The sequence below is a fragment of the Acidovorax radicis genome, assembly GCF_020510705.1.
Classification (GTDB): Bacteria; Pseudomonadota; Gammaproteobacteria; order Burkholderiales; family Burkholderiaceae_C; genus Acidovorax; species Acidovorax radicis_A.
Genome location: NZ_CP075184.1, coordinates 227,168 through 246,837 on the forward strand (window position 1 = coordinate 227,168; position 19,670 = coordinate 246,837).

Annotated in this window: 15 protein-coding genes; 7 read left to right on the forward strand and 8 right to left on the reverse strand. The window is 66.3% G+C overall.

Annotation, left to right across the window (positions count from 1 at the left end; genetic code table 11):
• The first annotated feature begins 3 nt into the window (after window positions 1–3).
• Window positions 4–1,014, forward strand: coding sequence for a Bug family tripartite tricarboxylate transporter substrate binding protein (locus tag KI609_RS00995; protein WP_226446234.1), 1,011 nt, complete (start codon window positions 4–6; stop codon window positions 1,012–1,014).
• 225 nt (window positions 1,015–1,239) lie between these two features.
• On the opposite strand, the gene KI609_RS01000 is transcribed toward KI609_RS00995, so the two are convergent.
• The 3 genes from KI609_RS01000 to KI609_RS01010 all read right to left on the reverse strand — a co-directional run bounded on the left by KI609_RS01000 (window position 1,240) and on the right by KI609_RS01010 (window position 4,401).
• Window positions 1,240–1,707: a PaaI family thioesterase gene (locus KI609_RS01000; RefSeq protein WP_226446237.1), complete on the reverse strand. Its 468-nt coding sequence runs from the start codon at window positions 1,705–1,707 to the stop codon at window positions 1,240–1,242.
• A 99-nt stretch (window positions 1,708–1,806) separates the two neighbouring features.
• Window positions 1,807–2,802 carry a tripartite tricarboxylate transporter substrate binding protein gene (locus KI609_RS01005; protein WP_226446240.1) on the reverse strand — a complete coding sequence of 332 codons (996 nt, stop codon included), beginning with the start codon at window positions 2,800–2,802 and terminating at the stop codon, window positions 1,807–1,809.
• Window positions 2,803–2,832: 30 nt separating this feature from the next.
• On the reverse strand, window positions 2,833–4,401 hold the full coding sequence (locus KI609_RS01010; protein WP_226446241.1) for a class I adenylate-forming enzyme family protein: 1,569 nt from the start codon (window positions 4,399–4,401) through the stop codon (window positions 2,833–2,835).
• A gap of 397 nt (window positions 4,402–4,798) precedes the next feature.
• Here KI609_RS01010 and KI609_RS01015 point away from each other — a divergent pair, with 397 nt between their 5' ends.
• The 3 genes from KI609_RS01015 (at window position 4,799) to yegQ (ending at window position 8,572) form a co-directional block, all read left to right on the forward strand.
• Complete coding sequence (locus tag KI609_RS01015) at window positions 4,799–5,863, forward strand: homocysteine S-methyltransferase family protein (protein ID WP_226446245.1); 1,065 nt, start codon at window positions 4,799–4,801, stop codon at window positions 5,861–5,863.
• Window positions 5,864–6,146: 283 nt separating this feature from the next.
• Complete coding sequence (ttcA, locus tag KI609_RS01020) at window positions 6,147–7,097, forward strand: tRNA 2-thiocytidine(32) synthetase TtcA (protein ID WP_226446246.1); 951 nt, start codon at window positions 6,147–6,149, stop codon at window positions 7,095–7,097.
• Between the two features lie 35 nt (window positions 7,098–7,132).
• Entirely contained in the window at window positions 7,133–8,572 is a 1,440-nt protein-coding gene (gene yegQ, locus KI609_RS01025) for a tRNA 5-hydroxyuridine modification protein YegQ (RefSeq protein WP_226446247.1), read from the forward strand.
• Window positions 8,573–8,588: 16 nt separating this feature from the next.
• Here the strand turns inward: yegQ and KI609_RS01030 are convergent, their stop codons facing one another.
• On the reverse strand, window positions 8,589–9,800 hold the full coding sequence (locus KI609_RS01030; protein WP_226446250.1) for a hypothetical protein: 1,212 nt from the start codon (window positions 9,798–9,800) through the stop codon (window positions 8,589–8,591).
• Window positions 9,801–10,090: 290 nt separating this feature from the next.
• Here KI609_RS01030 and KI609_RS01035 point away from each other — a divergent pair, with 290 nt between their 5' ends.
• Entirely contained in the window at window positions 10,091–11,188 is a 1,098-nt protein-coding gene (locus KI609_RS01035) for a hypothetical protein (RefSeq protein WP_226446253.1), read from the forward strand.
• A 134-nt stretch (window positions 11,189–11,322) separates the two neighbouring features.
• On the opposite strand, the gene KI609_RS01040 is transcribed toward KI609_RS01035, so the two are convergent.
• Window positions 11,323–12,645, reverse strand: coding sequence for a Glu/Leu/Phe/Val family dehydrogenase (locus KI609_RS01040; RefSeq protein WP_226446255.1), 1,323 nt, complete (start codon window positions 12,643–12,645; stop codon window positions 11,323–11,325).
• Between the two features lie 340 nt (window positions 12,646–12,985).
• Between KI609_RS01040 and KI609_RS01045 the strand changes: the two genes are divergently transcribed.
• Both KI609_RS01045 and KI609_RS01050 read left to right on the forward strand, forming a co-directional pair.
• Window positions 12,986–14,086 (forward strand): zinc ribbon domain-containing protein, encoded by a 1,101-nt coding sequence (locus tag KI609_RS01045; protein WP_226446256.1) that lies wholly within the window; start codon window positions 12,986–12,988, stop codon window positions 14,084–14,086.
• 58 nt (window positions 14,087–14,144) lie between these two features.
• The gene (locus KI609_RS01050; RefSeq protein ID WP_226446258.1) at window positions 14,145–15,284 is read left to right on the forward strand and encodes a zinc ribbon domain-containing protein; all 1,140 of its coding nucleotides are present in this window, start codon (window positions 14,145–14,147) and stop codon (window positions 15,282–15,284) included.
• Between the two features lie 54 nt (window positions 15,285–15,338).
• Here KI609_RS01050 and KI609_RS01055 read toward each other — a convergent pair whose 3' ends face one another.
• From KI609_RS01055 to KI609_RS01065, 3 genes are all read right to left on the reverse strand, one after another.
• Window positions 15,339–16,205, reverse strand: a complete 867-nt coding sequence (locus KI609_RS01055) for a PPK2 family polyphosphate kinase (RefSeq protein WP_226446260.1) — start codon at window positions 16,203–16,205, stop codon at window positions 15,339–15,341.
• A 161-nt stretch (window positions 16,206–16,366) separates the two neighbouring features.
• A complete protein-coding gene (locus KI609_RS01060) occupies window positions 16,367–18,532 on the reverse strand; it encodes a TonB-dependent siderophore receptor (RefSeq protein WP_226446262.1) in 2,166 nt (721 codons plus the stop codon).
• A 158-nt stretch (window positions 18,533–18,690) separates the two neighbouring features.
• A complete protein-coding gene (locus tag KI609_RS01065; protein ID WP_226446264.1) occupies window positions 18,691–19,629 on the reverse strand; it encodes a LysR family transcriptional regulator in 939 nt (312 codons plus the stop codon).
• Between the last annotated feature and the right edge of the window lie 41 nt (window positions 19,630–19,670).

Consider the following 19,670-nt stretch of genomic DNA (forward strand, 5'->3'; position numbering starts at 1 on the left):
ACGATGACCCACGAAGCCCACCCCCTTGGATGGAGCCGGCGCCAGCTGCTGGCGGTAGCGGCCAGCGCAGCCGCCATTGGTCCGCTCCACGCGCAGGCGCAGGCCCGCTTCGCCACCCGCCCGGTGCGGGTGGTGGTGCCCTTTGCTGCCGGCGGTGCCACCGACGTCATTGCGCGCGTGCTGGGCGAGCGCATGGCGCAGCGCTTCGGCCAACCGGTCGTGGTGGATAGCAAACCGGGTGCGGCCGGCCTGATCGCTGGCGATGCGGTGGCCAAGTCCCCGCCCGACGGCATGACGGCGCTGCTGGGCACCACCTCGTCGATGCTGACCAACAAGTACCTGTACAAAAAGACGCCCTACGACCCGCTGACCGACCTGACTCCGCTGGTGCGCGTGTGCCTGGCACCGATTGCCCTGGTGGTCGCGGCCGACACGCCCGCGCAGAACCTGCAGGAGTTCATGGCCTGGATACAGGCCCATAAGGGCAAGCTGTCCTACGGCTCTTACGGCATCGGCTCGCATGGTCAGCTGGCCTGCACCACGCTCAGCGAGGTGGCCAGCGCTGGCATGACCCATGTGGCTTACAAGGGCGAAGCGCCCATGGTGCAAGACCTGTTGGGCGGGCAGATCCAGATCGGCATGGGCAGCATGGTCAACCTCAAGCCCCATATCGACGCGGGCAAGCTGCGCGCCCTGGCCGTCACCGGCCCTCGCCGTGTTCCCCTGTTGCCGGATGTTCCCACCTTCATCGAAGCCGGATACAAGCACGATGCGCTGTCCATCGTGGGCTGGCTGGCCATCGCCGGCCCCAAGAACATGCCGGCCGAGGTGGCTCGCCAATGGGCTGAAGCCGCCAACGAGGCCGTGGCCAGCCGTGAGGGCACGGCCCGGATCATTGCCGCGGGCTTTGTGCCGGTAGATGACGACACGCCGCAGGGCTTTGCCAAGCTATGGGCTCAGGAAGGCCCCATCTGGGGCCGCTTGCTGCAGGCCGCAGGCGTGCAGCCCAGCTAAAGCATTCCGAATCGTCTGTGGTGCCTCCCCTCAAAGGGAGGCTGCCACAGGCCGGTTGAGGTCCGCTCCGGGGCATCCACCGGCGCGGTCTGCCGGCCATTGGACGGATGCAGGGCTGACGTTTCGCATGCGTTGCCAAGCGCTGTCGCAGCGTGGCCCACGGCTTAGCGCGCTGTACGCTGCAGTGCGCGCGAAGGCACAACGCCAAGAGCGAAGTGGCGGCGCCTACGCCCTTGCAGGGGCTGGCTGGCGTGCCATCAGCTTGAAGCTGCCGGTGGCCAGGGCCACCAGGGTGCCGTCCTCGGCACGCACCTCGCCGCGCACGAAGCTGATGGAGCGCCCGCGCCGCTCGCAACGCGCGGTGGCAATCAAATCCCCTGTGCCCGCTGCGACGTAGTGCAGCGTCAGGTCGATGGTGGCCACCCCATACGCGGCCGGGTCGTGCGCACGTGCGGCCGCAGCCAAGGTGCAGTCCAGCAGCGTGGCAATCGAGCCGCCGTGGACCTCGCCACGGCTGTTGGCTTGGTCCGCCTGGAAGCCCATGCGCACCTGGGCCATGTCGTTGCCGATGCGCTCGCCGCGCAGCGCCATGGCGCGGGCCATGGCCATGGGCAAGCCGAAGAACATGTCGGGGGCTTCGCCGACGAAGGGGCTGGCGGGGATGTTGTCGTGATCGGTGGACGGGTGCTGCATGGCGTGGATTGTCAGTTGTTCATGGCGGGCCCGCACGGCACGGCCCAGGCGGCGGGCAGTCGCGCAAGGGCCGCCTCGCCGCATAGCGGCTCAGGGGGGTCAATCCACTTTTGCGCCCGTGGACTTGACCACGGCGGCCCAGCGTGTGATCTCACGCTCGATATGCGCCTGCAGCGCTTCGGGCGTGGAGCCCACGGGTTCGTAGCCGCCAGCGGCCATCTGCGCCTGCAGCTGGGGCTGGCGCAGTGCGGTGGCGATTTCGCGGCTCAGGCGCTGGGTGATCTCCGGCGGCGTGCCGGCCGGTGCGATCAGCGCATACCAGCCGGTCACGTCGAAGCCGGCGATGCCCTGCTCCTGCACCGTCGCCACTTCGGGCGCCAGGGCCGAGCGCTGCGGGCTGGTGGCGGCCAGCGCATGCATGCGCCCGCCACGGATGTGTGGCATGGAGGTGGAAATGCTGTCGAACGTGAGGTCGATGTCGCCAGCCAGCATGGCATTGACCACGCCAGCGCTGCCCTTGTAGGGCACATGCGTCATCTTGACCCCCGCGATGCTGCTGAAATACTCGGCGGCCAGGTGCCCGGTGTTGCCGTTGCCGGCCGAGCCAAAGGTGAGCTTGCCCGGCGCTGCCTTCGCCGCCTGGATCAGTTCCTGCATGTTCCGGGCAGGCAGCTTGCCGCTGGCCGCCACCACCATGGGCAGGTTGGCCACCAACGACACGGGCGCGAAGTCCTTGCGCGTGTCGTAAGGCAGCTTGGGGTAAAGGCTGTCATTGATGGCATGCGCGGCCAGCACCATGAGCACGGTGTAGCCATCGGGCTTGGCCCGCGCCACATACTGCGAGGCCAGCGTGCCGCCCGCGCCGGGCTTGTATTCCAGCACCACGGTCTGCCCCAGCTGCTGCTGCAGCTGCATGGCCAGCGGCCGGCCCAGCAGGTCGGCGCTGCCGCCGGGTGGGTAGGGAATCACCAGCTGTATGGGCTTGGCGGGCCAGGGGTCTGCGGCCTGGGCTGCGGGCGCCAGCAGGGCGGTGGCGCTCAGCGTCAGGGTGGCAAGCACGGCGCGGCGCCGCCGGGTGGAGTGGGGCATGGGCATGGCGGTCTCCTGATCGGGGTGGGGAAAAAGTCAGTCGTTCACGGGGGTGGTCTGCAGGTACTGCTCGCGCAGCGTGCGTTTGAGCACCTTGCCGATCTCGCTGCGCGGCAGGCGTTCGGTCAGTTGCAAGTCGGCCACGCGCTGGGTCTTGCCCACGCGGGCGTTGAGCCAGTCGCGCAGCTCTGCGGCCGTGGGCTGCGTGCCCGCCAGCGGCACCACATAGGCGACGGGGGTCTCACCCCACTGCTCGGAAGGCACGCCCACCACGGCGCACTCAGCCACTTGCGGGTGCTGGCACAGCACGCTCTCGATATCGCTTGGGTAGACGTTGAAGCCGCCCGTGATGATCATGTCCTTCTTGCGGTCGCCGAGCACGATGAAGCCGTCCGCATCCAGCCGTCCCACGTCGCCGCTGCGGATGTAGCGCCGGCCTTCTGCGTCAAACCACTCGGCCTCGCGCGTCTTGTCGGGCAGGCGGTAGTAGCCACTCATCATGCCGGCCGAGCGGCCGACGATTTCGCCCTGCTCGCCCAGCGGCAACTCGCGCCCCTGCTCGTCGATGAAGCGGATGTCGGCGCCCTCACCGGGGCGGCCCACGGTGTGCAGCTTGGTCGGATGGTCATGGCAGTGCAGCTCGCAGCGCACGCCGCCCTCGGTCATGCCGTAGTACTCGATGAGCCGGCCGGGCCAGCGCCGCAGCACCTCGGCCTTGAGCGTGGCGCTGAAAGGCGCGCTGGTGCAGAACTTGTGCTGCAGCCGGCTCAAGTCGGTGCGGTTGAAATCCGGGCAGGCCATGAGGCGCTGGTACTGCACGGGCACCAGCATGGTGTGGGTGGCGCCGTGCTGCTCGGCCAGCGCCAGGTAGCGCGCGGCGTCGAACTTGCGCATCAGCACCAGCGTGCCGCCCAGCGCCAGTGTGGGCAGCGCCGCCACCAGCGTGGTGTTGGAATACAGTGGCGTGGCACACAGCGAGACGGCATCGGGCCCGTAGCCATTGATGACGGCGCGACGCACATGGGCCCAGCGCATGGCCCAGGATTGCACGATGCCCTTGGGCACGCCCGTGGTGCCCGAGGAATAGATCACGTTGAACGGCCAGTCGGGCGCGGGGGCTATGGGTGCGGGCGCCGCATTCCCGGGGGCCAGCCACAGAGACCAGGGCTCGCCCGCCTCGGGCGCATCGTCCAGCGCCACGCAGCGCAGTGCGGCGCCCGCGTGCAGCGGCCATTGCGCGGCCACCTCGCGGTCACGCAGCACCAGGCGCGCGCCGCAGTTGTCCAGCATGGCGCTCAGGTGCTCGGCCGTGGCCGATGGCGCCAGCGGTGCCACGGCCACGCCAGCGCGCAAAGCGCCCAGGTAAGCCAGCACATATTCGATGGAGGTCCCGGCGCAGAGGGCCACCACGTCGCCGGGCCGCAGGCCGCCCTGCTGCAGGCTGGTGGCCACGCGGTCCATGCCGGTGCACAAGGCGGTGAAGTCGAGGCTGCGCCCGTCTAGGACCAGGGCGGTGTGGTGCGGGCGGTGCACGGCTTGCTGCGCAATCAGTTCGGGCAGCGATCCGAAGGGCTGCGCCAGCAGCTGTTCAATGTCTTGGTGCATGGAAGCCACCATAGCCAAGCCTGCCGCGATGTGTACCTAGGGTTTGGGAGCGAATCGCTTTGCCTTTGGAAAAGCCCCACTTTTGTGCCCACAAAGCAGGGCGGCGCTGGGGGGCGAGCGGCCTGTCGCGCCCCAGCGTTGGTCTGACGGGGCGCGTCAGTCGGCGCTTGGTCCATGGGCTCTCGCAGGGACCAGGGCTAGGGGCCATTGGCGCCGCGCGTGGGTTGCGGCAAACGGGGGCAAACCGTGGCAAACCCATGGTGGCTAAGGGCTTGCGCTCGCGGCGGGCCAACCAGCGGTCGCCGTACACCTTGTCGCTGTGGGTCATCCGTTGGCTGGCCCTGATCGGGCACCGGCCCAGCGGCCCGCGCAGCCCGGCTTCTTACAATAGCGGGCTATGCAAGCCCTCCACTACACCCGCGCCGCGCAATTGCCCGACATCCTCGCCCAACGCATCGTCATCCTCGACGGCGCCACGGGCACCATGATCCAGCGCTTCAAGCTGGGCGAGGCGCAGTACCGGGGCGAGGGCTACACCGGGCCCGATGGCGCGGGCGACCGGTTCAAGGACTTTCCGCGCGACGTGAAGGGCAACAACGAGCTGCTCAGCATCACGCGGCCCGATGTGATCCGTGACATCCACGAGCGGTATCTGGCCGCAGGCGCCGACCTCATCGAGACCAACACCTTCGGCGCCACCACCATCGCGCAGGAGGACTACAAGATGGCCCACCTGGCGCGCGAGATGAACCTCAAATCGGCCCAGCTGGCACGCGCCGCCTGCGACAAATACAGCACGCCCGACAAGCCCCGCTTTGTGGCCGGCGCCCTGGGCCCCACGCCCAAGACGGCCAGCATCAGCCCCGACGTGAACGACCCCGGCGCCCGCAACATCGACTTTGAAACCCTGCGCGCTGCCTACTACGAGCAGACCGAAGCGCTGGTCGAAGGTGGGGCCGACGTGCTGCTGGTCGAGACCATCTTCGACACCTTGAACGCCAAGGCCGCGCTGTTCGCCATCGATGAATTCTTTGAGAACAGCGGCCAGCGCCTGCCGCTCATCATCAGCGGCACCGTCACTGACGCCTCGGGCCGCATCCTGAGCGGCCAGACCGTGACTGCCTTCTGGCACAGCGTGCGCCACTCGCGCCCCCTGGCCATTGGCCTGAACTGCGCCCTGGGCGCCACGCTGATGCGCCCCTACATTCAGGAGCTGAACCGTGTGGCCGAGGACACGTTCATCAGCTGCTACCCCAATGCCGGCCTGCCCAACCCGATGAGCGACACCGGCTTTGACGAGACCCCCGAGATCACCAGCCGCCTGGTGCACGAGTTCGCGGCCGAGGGGCTGGTCAACATTCTGGGTGGCTGCTGCGGCACCACGCCCGACCACATCGGCGCCATCGCCCGTGCGGTGGAGAACGTGCCCACGCGCAAGATGTTTTACCCCGCAGAAGCCTAGAGTAGCGGCCCCCCTGAGTCGCCTGCGGCGCCTTCCCCCAAGGGGGACGCCACTAGCGCGGCGGGGCGGCCCTTGCGCGGTGGCCGCTGGCTTGGGTCACGCCAGTTTCGAGCGTGATGCGGCGTGCAACGTGCATCCGAGGAGAGGGGAATCGCGGTGAGTGAATGGTTTGTAGGAAAATTGGCTTGTAGCGCTTGATGGTCAAGCGCTACAAGCTATCTAATTAATAGCAATAAAGCTGCATTGATGTGCGGCAACCCTGTGCCGTCCCAGGCAGCCCACCATGATCGACCACGCCATCTCGCCTGCTGACACGGCCCCTGCTGCCGACGACACCGCCGCTGACAAAGCCGCCGCCCACGCCGCGCTCAAGCTCGAAAAGCGCCTGGTGCGCCAGGTGGCCCAGGCCATTGGCGACTTTGGCCTGATTGAAGACGGCGATAAGGTGATGGTGTGTGTGTCGGGCGGCAAAGACAGCTACGGCCTGCTCGACGTGCTGCGCATGCTGCAGCAGCGCAACGGCAACCGCTTTGAGCTGATCGCCGTCAACCTCGACCAGAAGCAGCCCGGCTTTCCGGCCCATGTGTTGCCCGAGTATTTGACGAAGGTGGGTGTGCCTTTCCACATCGAAACGCAGGACACCTACAGCGTCGTCAAGGAGCACATCCCCGAGGGCAAGACCATGTGCAGCCTGTGCAGCCGCCTGCGCCGGGGCATCCTTTACCGTGTGGCCGACGAGCTGGGTGCCACCAAGATCGCCCTGGGCCACCACCGCGACGACATGCTGCAGACGTTCTTCCTCAACATGTTCTTTGGCGGCAAGCTCAAGGGCATGCCGCCCAAGGTGCAAAGCGACCGGGGCGACCACCTCATCATCCGCCCCCTGGCCTATGTGGCCGAAGACGACCTCACGCGCTGGGCCGACATCCGCAACTTCCCCATCATCCCCTGCTCCCTGTGCGGCAGCCAGGAGAACCTGCAGCGCAAGCAGATCGGCCAGATGCTGCGCGACTGGCAGCAGCTCTACCCTGGCCGCATCGAGAACATGGCCGTGGCGCTGCGCAACCTGGTGCCTTCGCACTTCATGGACCCGCGCCAGTTCGACTTCAAGGGGTTGGTACCCAACGGCGTGGCCGACGCCGATGGCGACAAGGCCTTTGACGCCGAAGAATTGCCCGCGCAGGCCGTGGGCATGCTCGCGGGCTTGCCGCTGATGCCCGCCATGCCCCGCTGAACCTGACACCGACGATTTTTAGATTGGGCCACCCCATGACCATCCTCAAAGCCCCCGAACTGCTGCTGCCCGCTGGCTCGCTTGACAAGATGCGCGCCGCCTACGACTTTGGCGCCGACGCCGTGTACGCCGGCCAGCCGCGCTACTCCTTGCGCGCGCGCAACAACGAGTTCCGCCTGGAGCAGATCAAGCAAGGCATCGATGAGGCGCACGCACGCGGCAAGAAGTTCTTTGTGACCAGCAACCTGATTGCGCACAACGACAAGATCCGCACCTACCTGCGCGACATCGAGCCCGTGATCGACTGCCAACCCGACGCCCTCATCATGGCCGACGCGGGCCTGATCATGATGGTCAAGGAAAAGTGGCCCGAGCAGGTGGTGCACCTCTCAGTGCAGGCCAACACCACCAACTGGGCGGCGGTGAAGTTCTGGCAAAAGATGGGTGTGGAGCGCATCATCCTCTCGCGCGAACTGAGCCTGGACGAGATCGAAAAGATCCGCCAGGAATGCCCTGATATGGAGCTGGAAGTGTTCGTGCACGGCGCGCTGTGCATCGCGTACTCGGGCCGCTGTTTGCTCAGCGGCTACTTCAACCACCGCGACCCCAATCAGGGCACCTGCACCAACGCCTGCCGCTGGAACTACGCCACGCACGACGCCGACATCGACCCCACCACCGGCGAAGCCATTGCGCAGAAGATGGAAGGCGACTTCAACTTCGAGGCCGCGCAGCAAAAGGCCGAGCAGGCCTTTGCATCGACCACCGGCAACGGCGAGCGCCACCCCAAGGCCGACAAGGTCTACCTGATCGAAGAGGCCGGCCGCCCCGGGCAAATGATGCCCATCATGGAAGACGAGCACGGCACCTACATCATGAACAGCAAGGACCTGCGCGCGGTGGAGCACGTGGCCCGCCTCACGCAGATCGGTGTGGATTCGCTCAAGATCGAAGGCCGCACCAAGAGCCTGTACTACGTGGCCCGCACCGCCCAGGTCTACCGCCGCGCGATTGACGACGCCGTGGCCGGCCGCCCCTTCAACCCCGAGCTGCTGATTGAGCTGGAAGGCCTGTCCAACCGCGGCTACACCGGCGGCCTGCTGGAGCGCCGCCCCAGCAACGACTACCAGAACTACATCAACGGCCACTCGGCAACGCAGCGCAGCCAGTATGTGGGCGAGGTGCTGGGTGCCGAGGGGCAGGCCGATGTGGGCCTGTTAGGCGATTGGGTGTTGGTGGAAACCAAGAACCACTTTGCCGTGGGCGACCTGATTGAGGTGGTGCACCCGAGTGGGAATATCACGGTGCGGCTGGAGCAGATGCGTGACGTGCTCGGCCAGAGCGTTCAGGTGGCGCAGGGGAATCCGGTGCGGGTGTGGATTCAGTTGGCTGGGCGGTACAGCGGGGCGTTGTTGGCGCGGGTGGTTGAGGGGCAGGCTGCATTGCCAGAAGCTGAAGTTGTGGTGGCTACGTAAGCTCGTGGCCGAGGTATTATTTTTTCGCCGCTTTCATGAGTTCGATGGCTAGGTCACTCAGTTTCTGAATGCTTATTGGCGGCTCAGCGGTGTGCTCAGGCGGTTGATTTCCAAAGTAGCGTTTGGTTAGTTCCTCGCGTATTTGATGTTTTCTATCGTCGGGCATCAGTTCGATGAAAGGTCCAAGGGACGCAAGCTCAAGTTCTGTTTGTCGCGCGCGGTCAGCGCTTGAGCGGTGTCTAGCTGACTCCTTGGCTGTATACCAAGCAGGCGTCGCAATGACGATGGCGTACATAAGCCGTATAAGAACTGACCATGCTGTTTCGGGGGAGAAGGGCTCGTGCCAAAATTTCCAGAACGTAGCTACCGCTATAACAATGCCTGCGGAAAAAAACGCAATCGTCATCCATCTCCAAATATCCGCCTGCGCCCCTTCCACATTCGCAATCTTTTGGTAGTTCCCTGTGATACCGGTATTGCCCACCACCTGAACTATTCGCGCGGCTTCTTCTTGGCTTGTCCGCAATGCATCGAGCCGCTCAGACTGAGTTTTCTCCGAGTCAGTTTGCAGGGTGGAGAAGTCAGCTCGAAGATCCTGCAGCATTGTTGAAAATGCAGCGACTCGTTCTGCTTCCTTTTCTGCGTACATTTGCTGTACGACAGCGACTACTGACACGGCTTCAGCTTTTTGCTTGGCGACGGTCTCGCTGAGGCTCTCCAACTTGGCCTCTGCGTTGAGCACCTGCTGAGTCAGATCCATTTGGCGCGTACGCAAGCTATCACGTTCCACAACTAACTGCCGTACGGCATCCCGCGCAGTCTGAGTCGCTTGATTGACTACCTCAACAAGATCGGATTGATCAAAGTCTCCTGCTGTCGGAATAGGTCCGAACGCCCAAAGCTGCGACATCACAACCTGTTCGATCTGAGCCTTCGCGTTTTGGATGTGCCCGTGGTTCCTATTAGATTGGTAGTGCGTTAACTCGTTAAATATGGATTGGAAACTGTTCTGCAGTTGTGTCAGCCCGTACTCGCTAACCAGTAGCGCTGGGGTTCTTTCAAGCATTGAGCAGACAACTGCAACAGTAGCGAATGTTGTCTCAAGCGCGGTTGCGCTCGCATCATTGCTTAGCAAATCAGGGTCAGTGAATTCCGTCGACTTTCGTAATTCGGTCAGTCGCTCAAGCAAATTGCGAAGAGGGTGACTGGCGTACTCGGAAGAGTTCATGTGTTCGCTTTCCCCATGATCGTGGGTATCTGTGTTCCGCAGAATTGCCGCATATTCTTTGGCTCGCCAAGAATTGATGGCAATCAATATTTGCGGTCCAAGCATTGCGCATTGAAATTTCAACGTAACCGTGCACAAAGTTTGGCAAAACTATAGCTCGCGAAGCCGCATTGCCATAGCTTGACTTGTGTGAGCCCCAGATCGGCCCGGTGAGACGCACCGCCCGCATAGTGTCAACCTGTTCACGTCACCGGAATCGTTCCAGAATCCCGCATCCCCTCTCACTCCGCATGTCCCTCCCCATCGACCCCATCCGCAGCACCCTGCCTCCCGTCGCCCAGTTCCTGGCCGAGGCGGCATTGCAGCGGCAATCGGCGTTGTCGGGGCTGGACAAACAAAAGCCTGTCGCTGCGCCTGCGCCGTTGCCAGTGGCCGATCCCAGCGCGCCGCCGCCCTCGGTCAACTCACCCAGTCCACCCGCCGGGCCGCTGCCCACACCGGCCGACGAGGCCAGCTTTTCACCCCAGGCACGCGAGCAACTGGCGGCGGGCTTTGACCCGCGCCGGGGCAGCGTGGCTGATGGCCGCTTGCAGGGCTCGCGGGGGGATGGCGCGTTGCCGGGTGCACCGGCGGCGGCGCCCACCAGCACCGGCGCATCGGCGGCGACGGCGGCCAGCGGGGCGGCATGGCCCGCATCGGGCCTGAGCGCACCGCTGCTGCGTTTGGTCAGCGCGCTGGTGGCGCAGGTCACGGCCCAGGCCGGGGTGCCGCAGCGTGTGGTGGCCGCGCAGCCGTGGCCCATCGGCATGGCCCAGGCGCTGGAAAGCGGCGCGCTGGATGCCGACCAGTCGCCGCTGCAGACCTGGCTGGTGCGCCAAGGCGTGGTGTTGACGCCCGAGGGGCAGCGCGGCTTGGCGATGACTTTGCGCGCGCCGGTGCCCTGGCTGGCAGCCCAGGCACCGCCAGCGGCTGGCGCGGTGGTGGCGCAGTCCAGTGCAGCGGGCGCATTGCAGGTGCCTTTCGCCGGGGGCGGGCAGGCGCTGCAGTCGGGCGTGATGGCCTTGGTGCTGCAGGGCATGGATGCCGCCGCGCCGCGCACCAGTGCGTTGCTGGTGCTGGACCTGCAGCCGCAACTGGCCGCCACGGTGTACGGCCGCGACATGCTGCAGCAGGCCACGGGGCGCCTGGACCCATGGACGCAGATGGCCGTGCTGCAAGCCAGCGGCCAGGTGCCGCGCGAGGATGAGCGTGCGCGCAATGGCGCATCGGGCCTGTGCGAAACCGTGGGCTGCCCGTATGCCGCGCGGGCTGCGTGCGTGCAGCCGTTTTGCTCGGTAATGCGCGGCGTGCTGCCGCCTGAACCGGTGGGGCCCGTGCCGCTGGCCTGAGCTGCGCGGCCCGGCGCGCTTCGCCATGCAAAAAACCGCCAGGGCCGGGTCACGGCATCTGGCGGTTTTGGGGGCAGGCCACCGGCGTGATGGGCCGGCGGTTGCGAAGGCTATGCAGCGTGTTTGCGCAGAGCTTATGGGTACAACCCGCGCATTTCGCGGGCGTGCAGGATGCGCTGGCAGGCCACGATGAAGGTGGCGGTGCGCAGGCTCACCTTGTGCTCTTGCGCCACTTGCCAGATGCCCGCAAAGGCCTCTTGCATGATGCGCACCAGGCGGGCGTTGATTTCGTCTTCGCTCCAGAAGAAGCTGGAGAAGTCCTGCACCCATTCGAAGTAGCTCACCGTCACGCCGCCCGCGTTGGCGATCACGTCGGGCAGCACCAGCACGCCCTTGTCGTGCAGGATGTCGTCGGCCTCGGTGGTCGTGGGGCCGTTGGCGCCTTCGATCACGAGCTTGGCCTTGATCTGGCCTGCGTTGTGTTTGGTGATCTGGCCTTCCAGAGCTGCGGGGATCAGGATCTCGCAATCCACGCCCCAGAACTCCTCGGCCTTCATCACGTCGGCGCCAGCAAAGCCTCCCACGCCGCCACGGGTCTTCACATGGGCCAGCAGTGCGGGCACATCGAGGCCCTTGCTGTTGAAGATGGTGCCGGTGTGGTCTTGCACGGCCACCACCTTGGCGCCTGCTTCGGCAAACAGCTTGGCGGCGATGCCGCCCACGTTGCCAAAGCCCTGCACCGCCACGCGGGCGCCGTCCAGCGCCAAGCCGGTCAGCTTGGCGGCTTCCACGCCCACGGTGTGCACGCCGCGGCCGGTGGCCTCGACACGGCCCAGCGAGCCGCCCAGGTCCACGGGCTTGCCGGTGACCACGCCTGTGGCGGTGGCGCCGGTGTTCATCGAATACGTGTCCATCATCCAGGCCATGATCTGGCCGTTGGTGTTCACGTCGGGCGCGGGGATGTCTTTGGAGGGGCCGATCAGCAGGCCGATTTCGCTGGTGTAGCGGCGCGTCAGGCGCTCCAGCTCACCCAGAGAGAGCTTCTTGGGGTCCACGCGAATGCCGCCCTTGGCACCGCCGTAAGGCACGTTGACCGCAGCGTTCTTGACCGACATCCAGGCCGACAGGGCCATCACTTCGGACAGCGTCACGTCCTGGTGAAAGCGCACGCCGCCCTTGCCGGGGCCACGGCTCAGGTTGTGCTGCACGCGGTAGCCTTCGTAGTGGGCGATGGTGCCGTTGTCCAGCTCGATCGGCACGTCCACGATCAGGATGCGCTTGGGGCGCTTGAGCGTTTCCACCCAGCGCGCCAGGTTGCCCAGGTAAGGGGTGACGCGGTCTACCTGCTGCAGGTAGTTGCCCCAGGGGCCGAGGTGGTCGGCCTGCAGGTAGGAGGGCAGGGGGTGGGAGGGCAGGGGGTGGGAGGGTGCGGCAGGGGTGCCGACGGGTTGCGACATGGTGAGTTTCCTTGGGGGATCAGGTCAGGTCGCACAGCTTATTCCTCGGCATTGAGCGTGTCCAAGGCCGCCTTGTTTGCGTGTTATGCATCTATCGCATAACCATAAAATGACAGGCCGGCGGCGCGCTGCAGGCGTTCACAGCGCAACACCTGCGGCCAGATGCCTGTCGCGCCGGGCCTGATTGCCTCTAGACTTCGCCCCAAAGAGAGTGTGTAACCCAGGCCATCGGCTCGGTGCAGCAGCGCCCGGGGAGGGCGCCCGCGCAACGGTGCCGCCGGTGGCCAGGTGCAAGCAACACAACAATCCAGACAGTCCAATCAATGAGGGAGGGAGAGCCATGAGCGTGACATGCCAAGCCTGTCATACCGCCAACCGCGACACGGCCCGTTGCTGCACCGCCTGCGGCGCCGCGTTGGTGCAGAACTGCCCGCAGTGCAGCGCCAGCAACAAGGTAGGCGCGCGTTTTTGTGTGCAGTGCGGGCACCGGTTCCCGATGGCTGCCGATGGCCAGACGCCAATCGCCGCGCCGTTGGACGCGACATCGGAGGGGCCCTTGGCCGCGCCCGCAACGGCGGTGGTTGCGGCGCCTGTGCCTGCGGCCGCGCCAGCGCCGGTGTTCGCTCCACCACCTGTGGTTGCCCCGCCGCCTGAGCTGGCCCCGCAGCCCGCAGCCCTGCCAGAGCCCGCACAAGAGCCGGAAGCCGCTCTCGCACCAGAGCCAGAGCCCGAAACGCAGCCCACCCCGGCGCTGCCGCCGGCCCCTGCACCCCGCCCGCAGCCCCAGCCCATGCAGTTCATGTTTGAAGATGCACCGCCCCACGCGGCCCGCGCACGGCCGGTGGGTGTGTATGTGGGCGTGGTGGCGTCCTTACTGGTGATCGCTGGTCTGTTGGGCTGGTTCTTTTGGGTAAAGCCCCAGGGCCCGGCGCCTGTGGTGGCCGTGCCCGAACAGGCCGCACCCCTGGCAACCGACGCCAGCCAGGCCCCTGCCACTGCGCCATCGGCGCCAACCGCCACTGACGGGGCGGCACCCTCCGAGGGTGCCACCGGGCGCGCCGAGCCCGTGGAGGAGGTGCTCGAATCCACGCCCGCCCAGCCGGCCTCTGCGGTGGCCCCTGCGTCTTCTGCCCCTGCGCCTTCTGCACCGGTGCCTGCGTTCACCCCGGTGACCGTGCCGCGTGTGCCCGATGCGGCGCCCGCACCGTCACCGGCACCCACAGCACCCGCCCTGTCGTCGCGGCAAGACGATGCTCCATGGCCCCCCGCCGCGCGCGCGCCGCAGCCGCCTGCAGACCCCGTGGCCCACTTGCGGGGTGCCCTGGCGCAGTGCGCCGCCATGAGCAATGAACTCTCGCGCGGCAACTGCCTGGCGCGCACCCGCCAAAACTTCTGCGGTGATGCCTGGGGGCGCATCCCGGAATGCCCAGCGGGCCACTGAGCGAGCGATATCGACCAAATAGCTACCAAATAACTGCCAACAAAGAGAGGGATACACCATGACAACAAACGACAGGCTTTTGGCCACCGACAACCCCTATTCGATCTTTCGGCTGCCCGAGGCGCTGACCTGCTGGCAGGCCGTGTCGGTGATGGGCGCATCCTATTTCGGCGCGGCACTGCTGGCGGCGCTGGGTGGCATGCTCGGCCAGGTGTCGGTGATTTTTTCAGTGCTGCTGGGGCTGGCCGCGTTTGTCGTGGTGCTCGCGGGCACCAGCGGCGCTGGCGTGTGCCTGACCGACCTAGCGCGGGCGCGCCCCTATCGCGGCGTGCCCAGCTACTTTGTGGCCGGGCTGTTCAGCTTGCCCAAGCTGCTGGGTGCGGGCCTGTTGATGCTGCTGCTGTATGGCGCCGTGTTGCTGGGGGCCGCACTGGTGCTGCTGGTGTGCAAGTTGCCAGGCATTGGCCCACTGCTGCTGGTGGTGGCGATCCCGGTGCTGGTGCTGGCCGTGGCGCTGGCGTTGCTGGGTAACTACGTGGCGGGTTCTATCGTGGGGCCGGCGATCTGGGACGGCGAGCGTGTCATGCATGCGCTGTCGATCACCTGGAGCATTACCCGCAACCACCCATTTGCCGCCATCGGCAAGATCATTGGCGGCCTGTTGTTGTCCGGCATTTTTGCCGCCATGCTGTTTGGCCTGGTCGCTATTGCCAGCGCCATCGTGGCCGCCATTGGCGGCCCCATCATCGGGATGGGCATGGGCGTGCGGTTTGACATGGGCGCCCTGATGGGAGGCTACGGCGGTGGGCACTTCTTGGGCGCTGGCATTGGTTATGCGCTCGTTTTTGTCACGGCGATGGCCTTTGTGTTTTTGCTGCCGCTGATGGTGGGCGTGCTGACCTGGTGCGAGTTTTCTGAAAAGGTCGATCTGGGCCGCATCCGCAGCACCACCGACAAGACACTCAGCGAAGTCAACGCCAAAGTGGCCGAGATGAAGGAAAAAGCCCAGTCCCCAGCCCAGGCCCACTCCACGCAGCCCATGGCAACTGCCCCCAGTGCGGCACCTGCGGTCATTGCGGCCACTGCCGCCGAGATGCCTTCAGCGGCGGCGGCGCACGCCACAGCACATTGCCCCCGGTGTTCGCAAGCGGTGCAAAAGGACGACCGGTTCTGCGAACACTGCGGGCAGCAGTTGTAAAAAAAACGGGTGCCCGCAGGGCCGCCCAGGCGTGGCTAGGAGCCCGGCAGGCTCCTACACCACGGTGAAGCCTTTGAGCGCGGCATCGCCCTCGGGGTAACGCAGGTTGAGGTTTTGCAGCACCGCGCGCAGCACCGTGGCAATCATCAGGTTGCGGTGGGTCTTCGAGTCCGCCGGCACGATGGTCCACGGTGCCCAGGGCGTGTGGGTGGCGGCCAGCAGGGTGCCGTAGGCGCGGCGGTATTCGGTCCATTGTTTGCGCACCTCGATATCGCCCATGCTGAACTTCCAGTGTTTGGCCGGGTCGTCCAGGCGCTCTTGCAGCCGCGCGCGCTGCTCGTCAAAGCCAATGTGCAGCAAAAACTTGAGCACGATGGTGCCCGTCTCGCAGAGCATGCGCTCAAAGTCGTTGATGTGTGCCAGCCGCTGCTGGTGTTGGGCGGGCGTGATCCAGCCATTGACCACCGGCACCAGCACGTCTTCGTAGTGGCTGCGATTGAACACGGTGATGTCACCCGCCTGCGGCACCTGCTGGTGGATGCGCCAAAGGTAGTCGTGCGCCAGCTCGGTTTCGCTGGGCGCTTTCCAGCCCACGGTGTGCACGCCCAAAGCGCTCATGCGGCCAAACACGCCGCGAATGGTGCCGTCCTTGCCCGAGGTGTCGGTGCCCTGCAGCACCACCAGCAGCTTGTAGCGCTTGTCGGCGTAAAACAGGTTTTGCAGGCCATCCAGCTCCACGGCCAGGGCCTCTACGGCCGCTTTGTCTTCGGCCTTGCTGCCTGTGGAAAAGGGCTTGGCGCCAGTGTCGATGGCATCCAGCGCAAAAGGCTTGCCCGGCTCGGGCTGCCAGGGTGCCCAGCGTGGGGCCAGGCTGTGGCGGACGGCGCCCCAAAGGGCGTCATGGGCATGGGGTAAGGGCATGGGGTTCTCCGGTGTGGGGTTGGCAGAGGCGTTTGCGCCACGATACCAGCCGAGTCCTTCACCGGGCATCCATGTCCTTGAGTGCTATTAAAAACATAGCTCCTGGCGCTTGTTGAATAAGCGCTAGCAGCATTTTTTGCCTATAGCTCGGCCTGTGCCGCTCAGAAGGCCACCTGCACCCCGGCCACCACCTGGCGGCCCAGGCCGGGGATCACCGTCAGGTTGCCCCACGAGGCGGTGTAGTAGGTCTTGTCGAACAGGTTGTGCACGTCCAGCGTCAGGCGTGTGCGCTTGTCGATTTGCCAGTAGCTGGTGATGCGCGCTGTGGTGTAGGCGGGCAGGCGGTAGGTGTCGGTGGCCGTGCCGGTGCGCTCGCCCACATGCACCAGCCCGCCGCCAATGCCGTAGCGGCCACCCCAGGGGGCTTGGTCTTCGCGGATGGCGAACAGCCCGGCGCTCACGCGCGGCACATTCAGCAGGCGTTTGCCCAGCAGCGCGGGGTTGTTGTCGCGCACCACCTCGGCGTCGGTGTAGGCCAGGTTGGCCGTCATGCGCCAGTGGGCGTCGATCTGCCCGGCCAGGTCGGCCTCCAGGCCCCGGCTGCGCACCTCGCCTGCGGCCACGTTGTAGTTGGCGTTGGTGGGGCTGCGGGTCAGCACGTTGGTCTTGCGGATGTCAAACAGCGTCACCGAGCCGTTCAGCCGCTGGTCGGCCGACTGCCACTTGGCCCCCAGCTCAAAGGCTTTGCCCTCTTGTGGGTCGAACGCGCGACCGCTCTCGTCGGCGCCCGTGTTGGGGCGGAACGAGCGCCCGGCCGACGCATACACCGAGGTGCGGTCGTTGACGAGGTACGTCACCCCCACACGCGGCGTGGCGGCTGAGTGCGACTGGGTCTGCACCGTGTTGTTCAGACGGTTTTCGTAGTCCTGGTGGTAGCGGTCAAAGCGCACCCCGGCCAGCAGCTTCCAGCGCTCGCTCAGGTCCATCTGGTCTTGCACGAAGAGGCCCGTGGCGCGTTGGCGGTCGCGGGTGTCAAAGCCGGGGGTCAGGTTGCCGGGGGCCTGGCCGTACGTGGGGTTATTAATGTCGATGGCAAACGGCTGGCTGGCCAGGGTGGAATAGCGAATGTCCTGCCCCATGAACAGCCGCCACGACTCCACGCCCGCCAGCACGGTGTGGCGCAGGCCGCCGGTCTGCAGCTTGCCCTCCACCTCGGCCTGCACGGACGTGTCGCGCGAAGGCAGGCTGCGCCAGCTGTCGCGCCGGGTCAGGGTGCGGCCATCGGCTTGCAGCGTGCCGGTCAGATCCACGGCCTCGCCGTACAGGTCGGTCTCGCGGTAGGAGGCGCCCACGCGCGTGCGCCAGCCTTGGCCCAGGTCGTGGTCCAGCGTGAACTGGTGCGTGTCGCCGTTCACGTGCAGGTTGTCGCGGCTGGGGTCGCCCAGGTAGCGGTCGCGCGGCAGCGCGCCTGCGTTGCCATTGACCTGCACGATGCCCCGGTCCAGCGGGGTGCGGATGCGGATGAACTCGGCCTCGTAGTTCAGCACCGTGTTGGGGCCCAGGTTCCAGGTGATGGCCGGGGCCACCACCATCTTGCGGTTGTCCACCAGGCTGGTGCGGCTGGCGCCGTCTTCAGCGGCCACGTTCAGGCGGTAGGCCACGTCGGTGCCCAGCGGGCCGGTGCTGTCGAGCGTGGCACGCCGATAGCCCAGCGCGCCCACCTGCACGCCCGCCTTGTTCGCGGCGGTGAACTGGGGTTTCTTGGTCACCACATTCAGGGTGCCGCCGGGCTCGCTGCTGCCATACAAGGCGGCGGCCGGGCCTTTGAGGAATTCCACCCGCTCGACCGAGGCCACATCGCGCTGCGGGCCATAGCCCCGGCCCGACGCAAAGCCGTTGAGCAGGCTGCCCCCATCGGTGTTGCTGAAGCCGCGAATGGCGAAGTTGTCCCAGGTGCCGCCAAAGTCGTTGAGGCGGGTGATGCCGCTGACAAAGTCCACCGTGTCGGCCAGGCGGCGGGCGCCCAGGTCTTCGATGAGCTGCTGGGGCACCACGCGCACGGCCTGGGGCGTTTCCAGCAACGGGGTGTCGGAGCGGGTGGCGGCGGTGTTGCGCTGCGCGCCCTGGTAGCCGCTGCTGCCCGAGGTTTCTCGCACCTGCACTTCAGACAAGGCGGGGCTGGCCTCGGCAGGGGCCGCGGGTGTTGGGTCGGTCGTTGTCGACTGTGCCAGCGCCGCTGTCGTGGTGAGGGCGCACAGCACCAGGCTGGGGTAGGCAATAGCCGAAAGGCGAGGGCGACGTACGGGCCGTTGAATCAGGGGTTGCATGGTGATGGGACAGTGAACAGGCCGCGCCGGACGGCAGTCTGCGCGCCGAGGCGGGCCTAAAAAAGGCAAGGGCCGCCATTATCTATGTAAATGCAACTAATTCGTATTTGCTTTTGATGTGTTTGAGCGCCGATGGGCAACTGGCCCTGGACTTGGCGTCAAGCCTGCAGCCCGGGTGCTGCCGCCCCTTCCATCAGCGCCACAAAGCGCCGCGCGCCCAGGCCCAGCGGGCGCTCTTTGGACCACACCACGTCCACCCACAGCGCAGCGCCGTTGCTCAGGTTCTCGAACGGCATTTCCACCAGCGTGCCTGCAGCGATGCGCGGCTGCACCAGCGCGCGCGGCTGCCAGCCCCAGCCCAGGCCCGCCTCGATCAGCCCCAGCGCGGCCAGGTGGTTGTCGGTGCGCCAGTGGTGGCGGGCAAACACAAAGCGCGGGTCGGTCTGCGCCAGGTCGCGGCTGGCCACCACGATCTGGCGCGTGGTGGTCAGGTGCTCCTCGCGCAGCATGGCGCTGGCGGGGGCCTCGCCGCGCGCCTGGGCGGCTTGGCGCGCGGCGGCCAGCACGGGGTGGTCGGGTGCAATCACGGCCACCAGGGTTTCGGTGCCCACTTCCTGAAACCCTTCGCGCCCGTCGATGCTGGGGCGCTCAAACACCAGCGCCAGTTGGGCACGGCCACTGTGCAGCAGGGCCAGCGCGTCCACCTGCGGGGCCGTCAGCACCTCGACTTGCAGCAGCGGGTATTCATGCGCCAGTGCGGCCAGCGGCGCTGTCCAGCGCGAGGCCAGCAGCTCGGGCGCAATCGCCAGGGTCAGGCGCTCTTCCAGCCCCTGCGTCAGCGCCAGGGCCTGGGCATTGAGCTGTTGCAGTTGCCCGGCCAGCAGCCGCGCCTGGGGCTCCAGTGCCCGCGCCGCAGCGGTGGGCCGTGGCTCGCGCCCGCTGCGGTCAAACAGCTGCACGGCCAGTTCGGCCTCCAGGTGGGCGATGGTCATGCTCACCGCCGAAGGCACCCGCGACAGCGTCCGCGCGGCGGCCGAGAAGGAGCCGTGGTCCAGCGCGGCCAAAAACACCTGCACGCTGTCAGAAGAAAAGGCCATGGCCTGCCAATCTATCAATAAATCTGAAACAAGCTGACTTT

Excerpts from the sequence above, each read along its gene's own strand:
- KI609_RS01015 (WP_226446245.1), top strand. The coding sequence starts at position 4,799 with ATGCAAGCCCTCCACTACACCCGCGCCGCGCAATTGCCCGACATCCTC.
- KI609_RS01065 (WP_226446264.1), bottom strand. The coding sequence starts at position 19,629 with ATGGCCTTTTCTTCTGACAGCGTGCAGGTGTTTTTGGCCGCGCTGGAC.
- KI609_RS01050 (WP_226446258.1), top strand. The coding sequence starts at position 14,145 with ATGACAACAAACGACAGGCTTTTGGCCACCGACAACCCCTATTCGATC.
- KI609_RS01035 (WP_226446253.1), top strand. The coding sequence starts at position 10,091 with ATGTCCCTCCCCATCGACCCCATCCGCAGCACCCTGCCTCCCGTCGCC.
- yegQ (WP_226446247.1), top strand. The coding sequence starts at position 7,133 with ATGACCATCCTCAAAGCCCCCGAACTGCTGCTGCCCGCTGGCTCGCTT.
- KI609_RS01005 (WP_226446240.1), bottom strand. The coding sequence starts at position 2,802 with ATGCCCATGCCCCACTCCACCCGGCGGCGCCGCGCCGTGCTTGCCACC.
- KI609_RS01060 (WP_226446262.1), bottom strand. The coding sequence starts at position 18,532 with ATGCAACCCCTGATTCAACGGCCCGTACGTCGCCCTCGCCTTTCGGCT.
- KI609_RS01010 (WP_226446241.1), bottom strand. The coding sequence starts at position 4,401 with ATGCACCAAGACATTGAACAGCTGCTGGCGCAGCCCTTCGGATCGCTG.
- KI609_RS01030 (WP_226446250.1), bottom strand. The coding sequence starts at position 9,800 with ATGAACTCTTCCGAGTACGCCAGTCACCCTCTTCGCAATTTGCTTGAG.
- KI609_RS01040 (WP_226446255.1), bottom strand. The coding sequence starts at position 12,645 with ATGTCGCAACCCGTCGGCACCCCTGCCGCACCCTCCCACCCCCTGCCC.
- KI609_RS01045 (WP_226446256.1), top strand. The coding sequence starts at position 12,986 with ATGAGCGTGACATGCCAAGCCTGTCATACCGCCAACCGCGACACGGCC.
- KI609_RS00995 (WP_226446234.1), top strand. The coding sequence starts at position 4 with ATGACCCACGAAGCCCACCCCCTTGGATGGAGCCGGCGCCAGCTGCTG.
- KI609_RS01055 (WP_226446260.1), bottom strand. The coding sequence starts at position 16,205 with ATGCCCTTACCCCATGCCCATGACGCCCTTTGGGGCGCCGTCCGCCAC.
- ttcA (WP_226446246.1), top strand. The coding sequence starts at position 6,147 with ATGATCGACCACGCCATCTCGCCTGCTGACACGGCCCCTGCTGCCGAC.
- KI609_RS01000 (WP_226446237.1), bottom strand. The coding sequence starts at position 1,707 with ATGCAGCACCCGTCCACCGATCACGACAACATCCCCGCCAGCCCCTTC.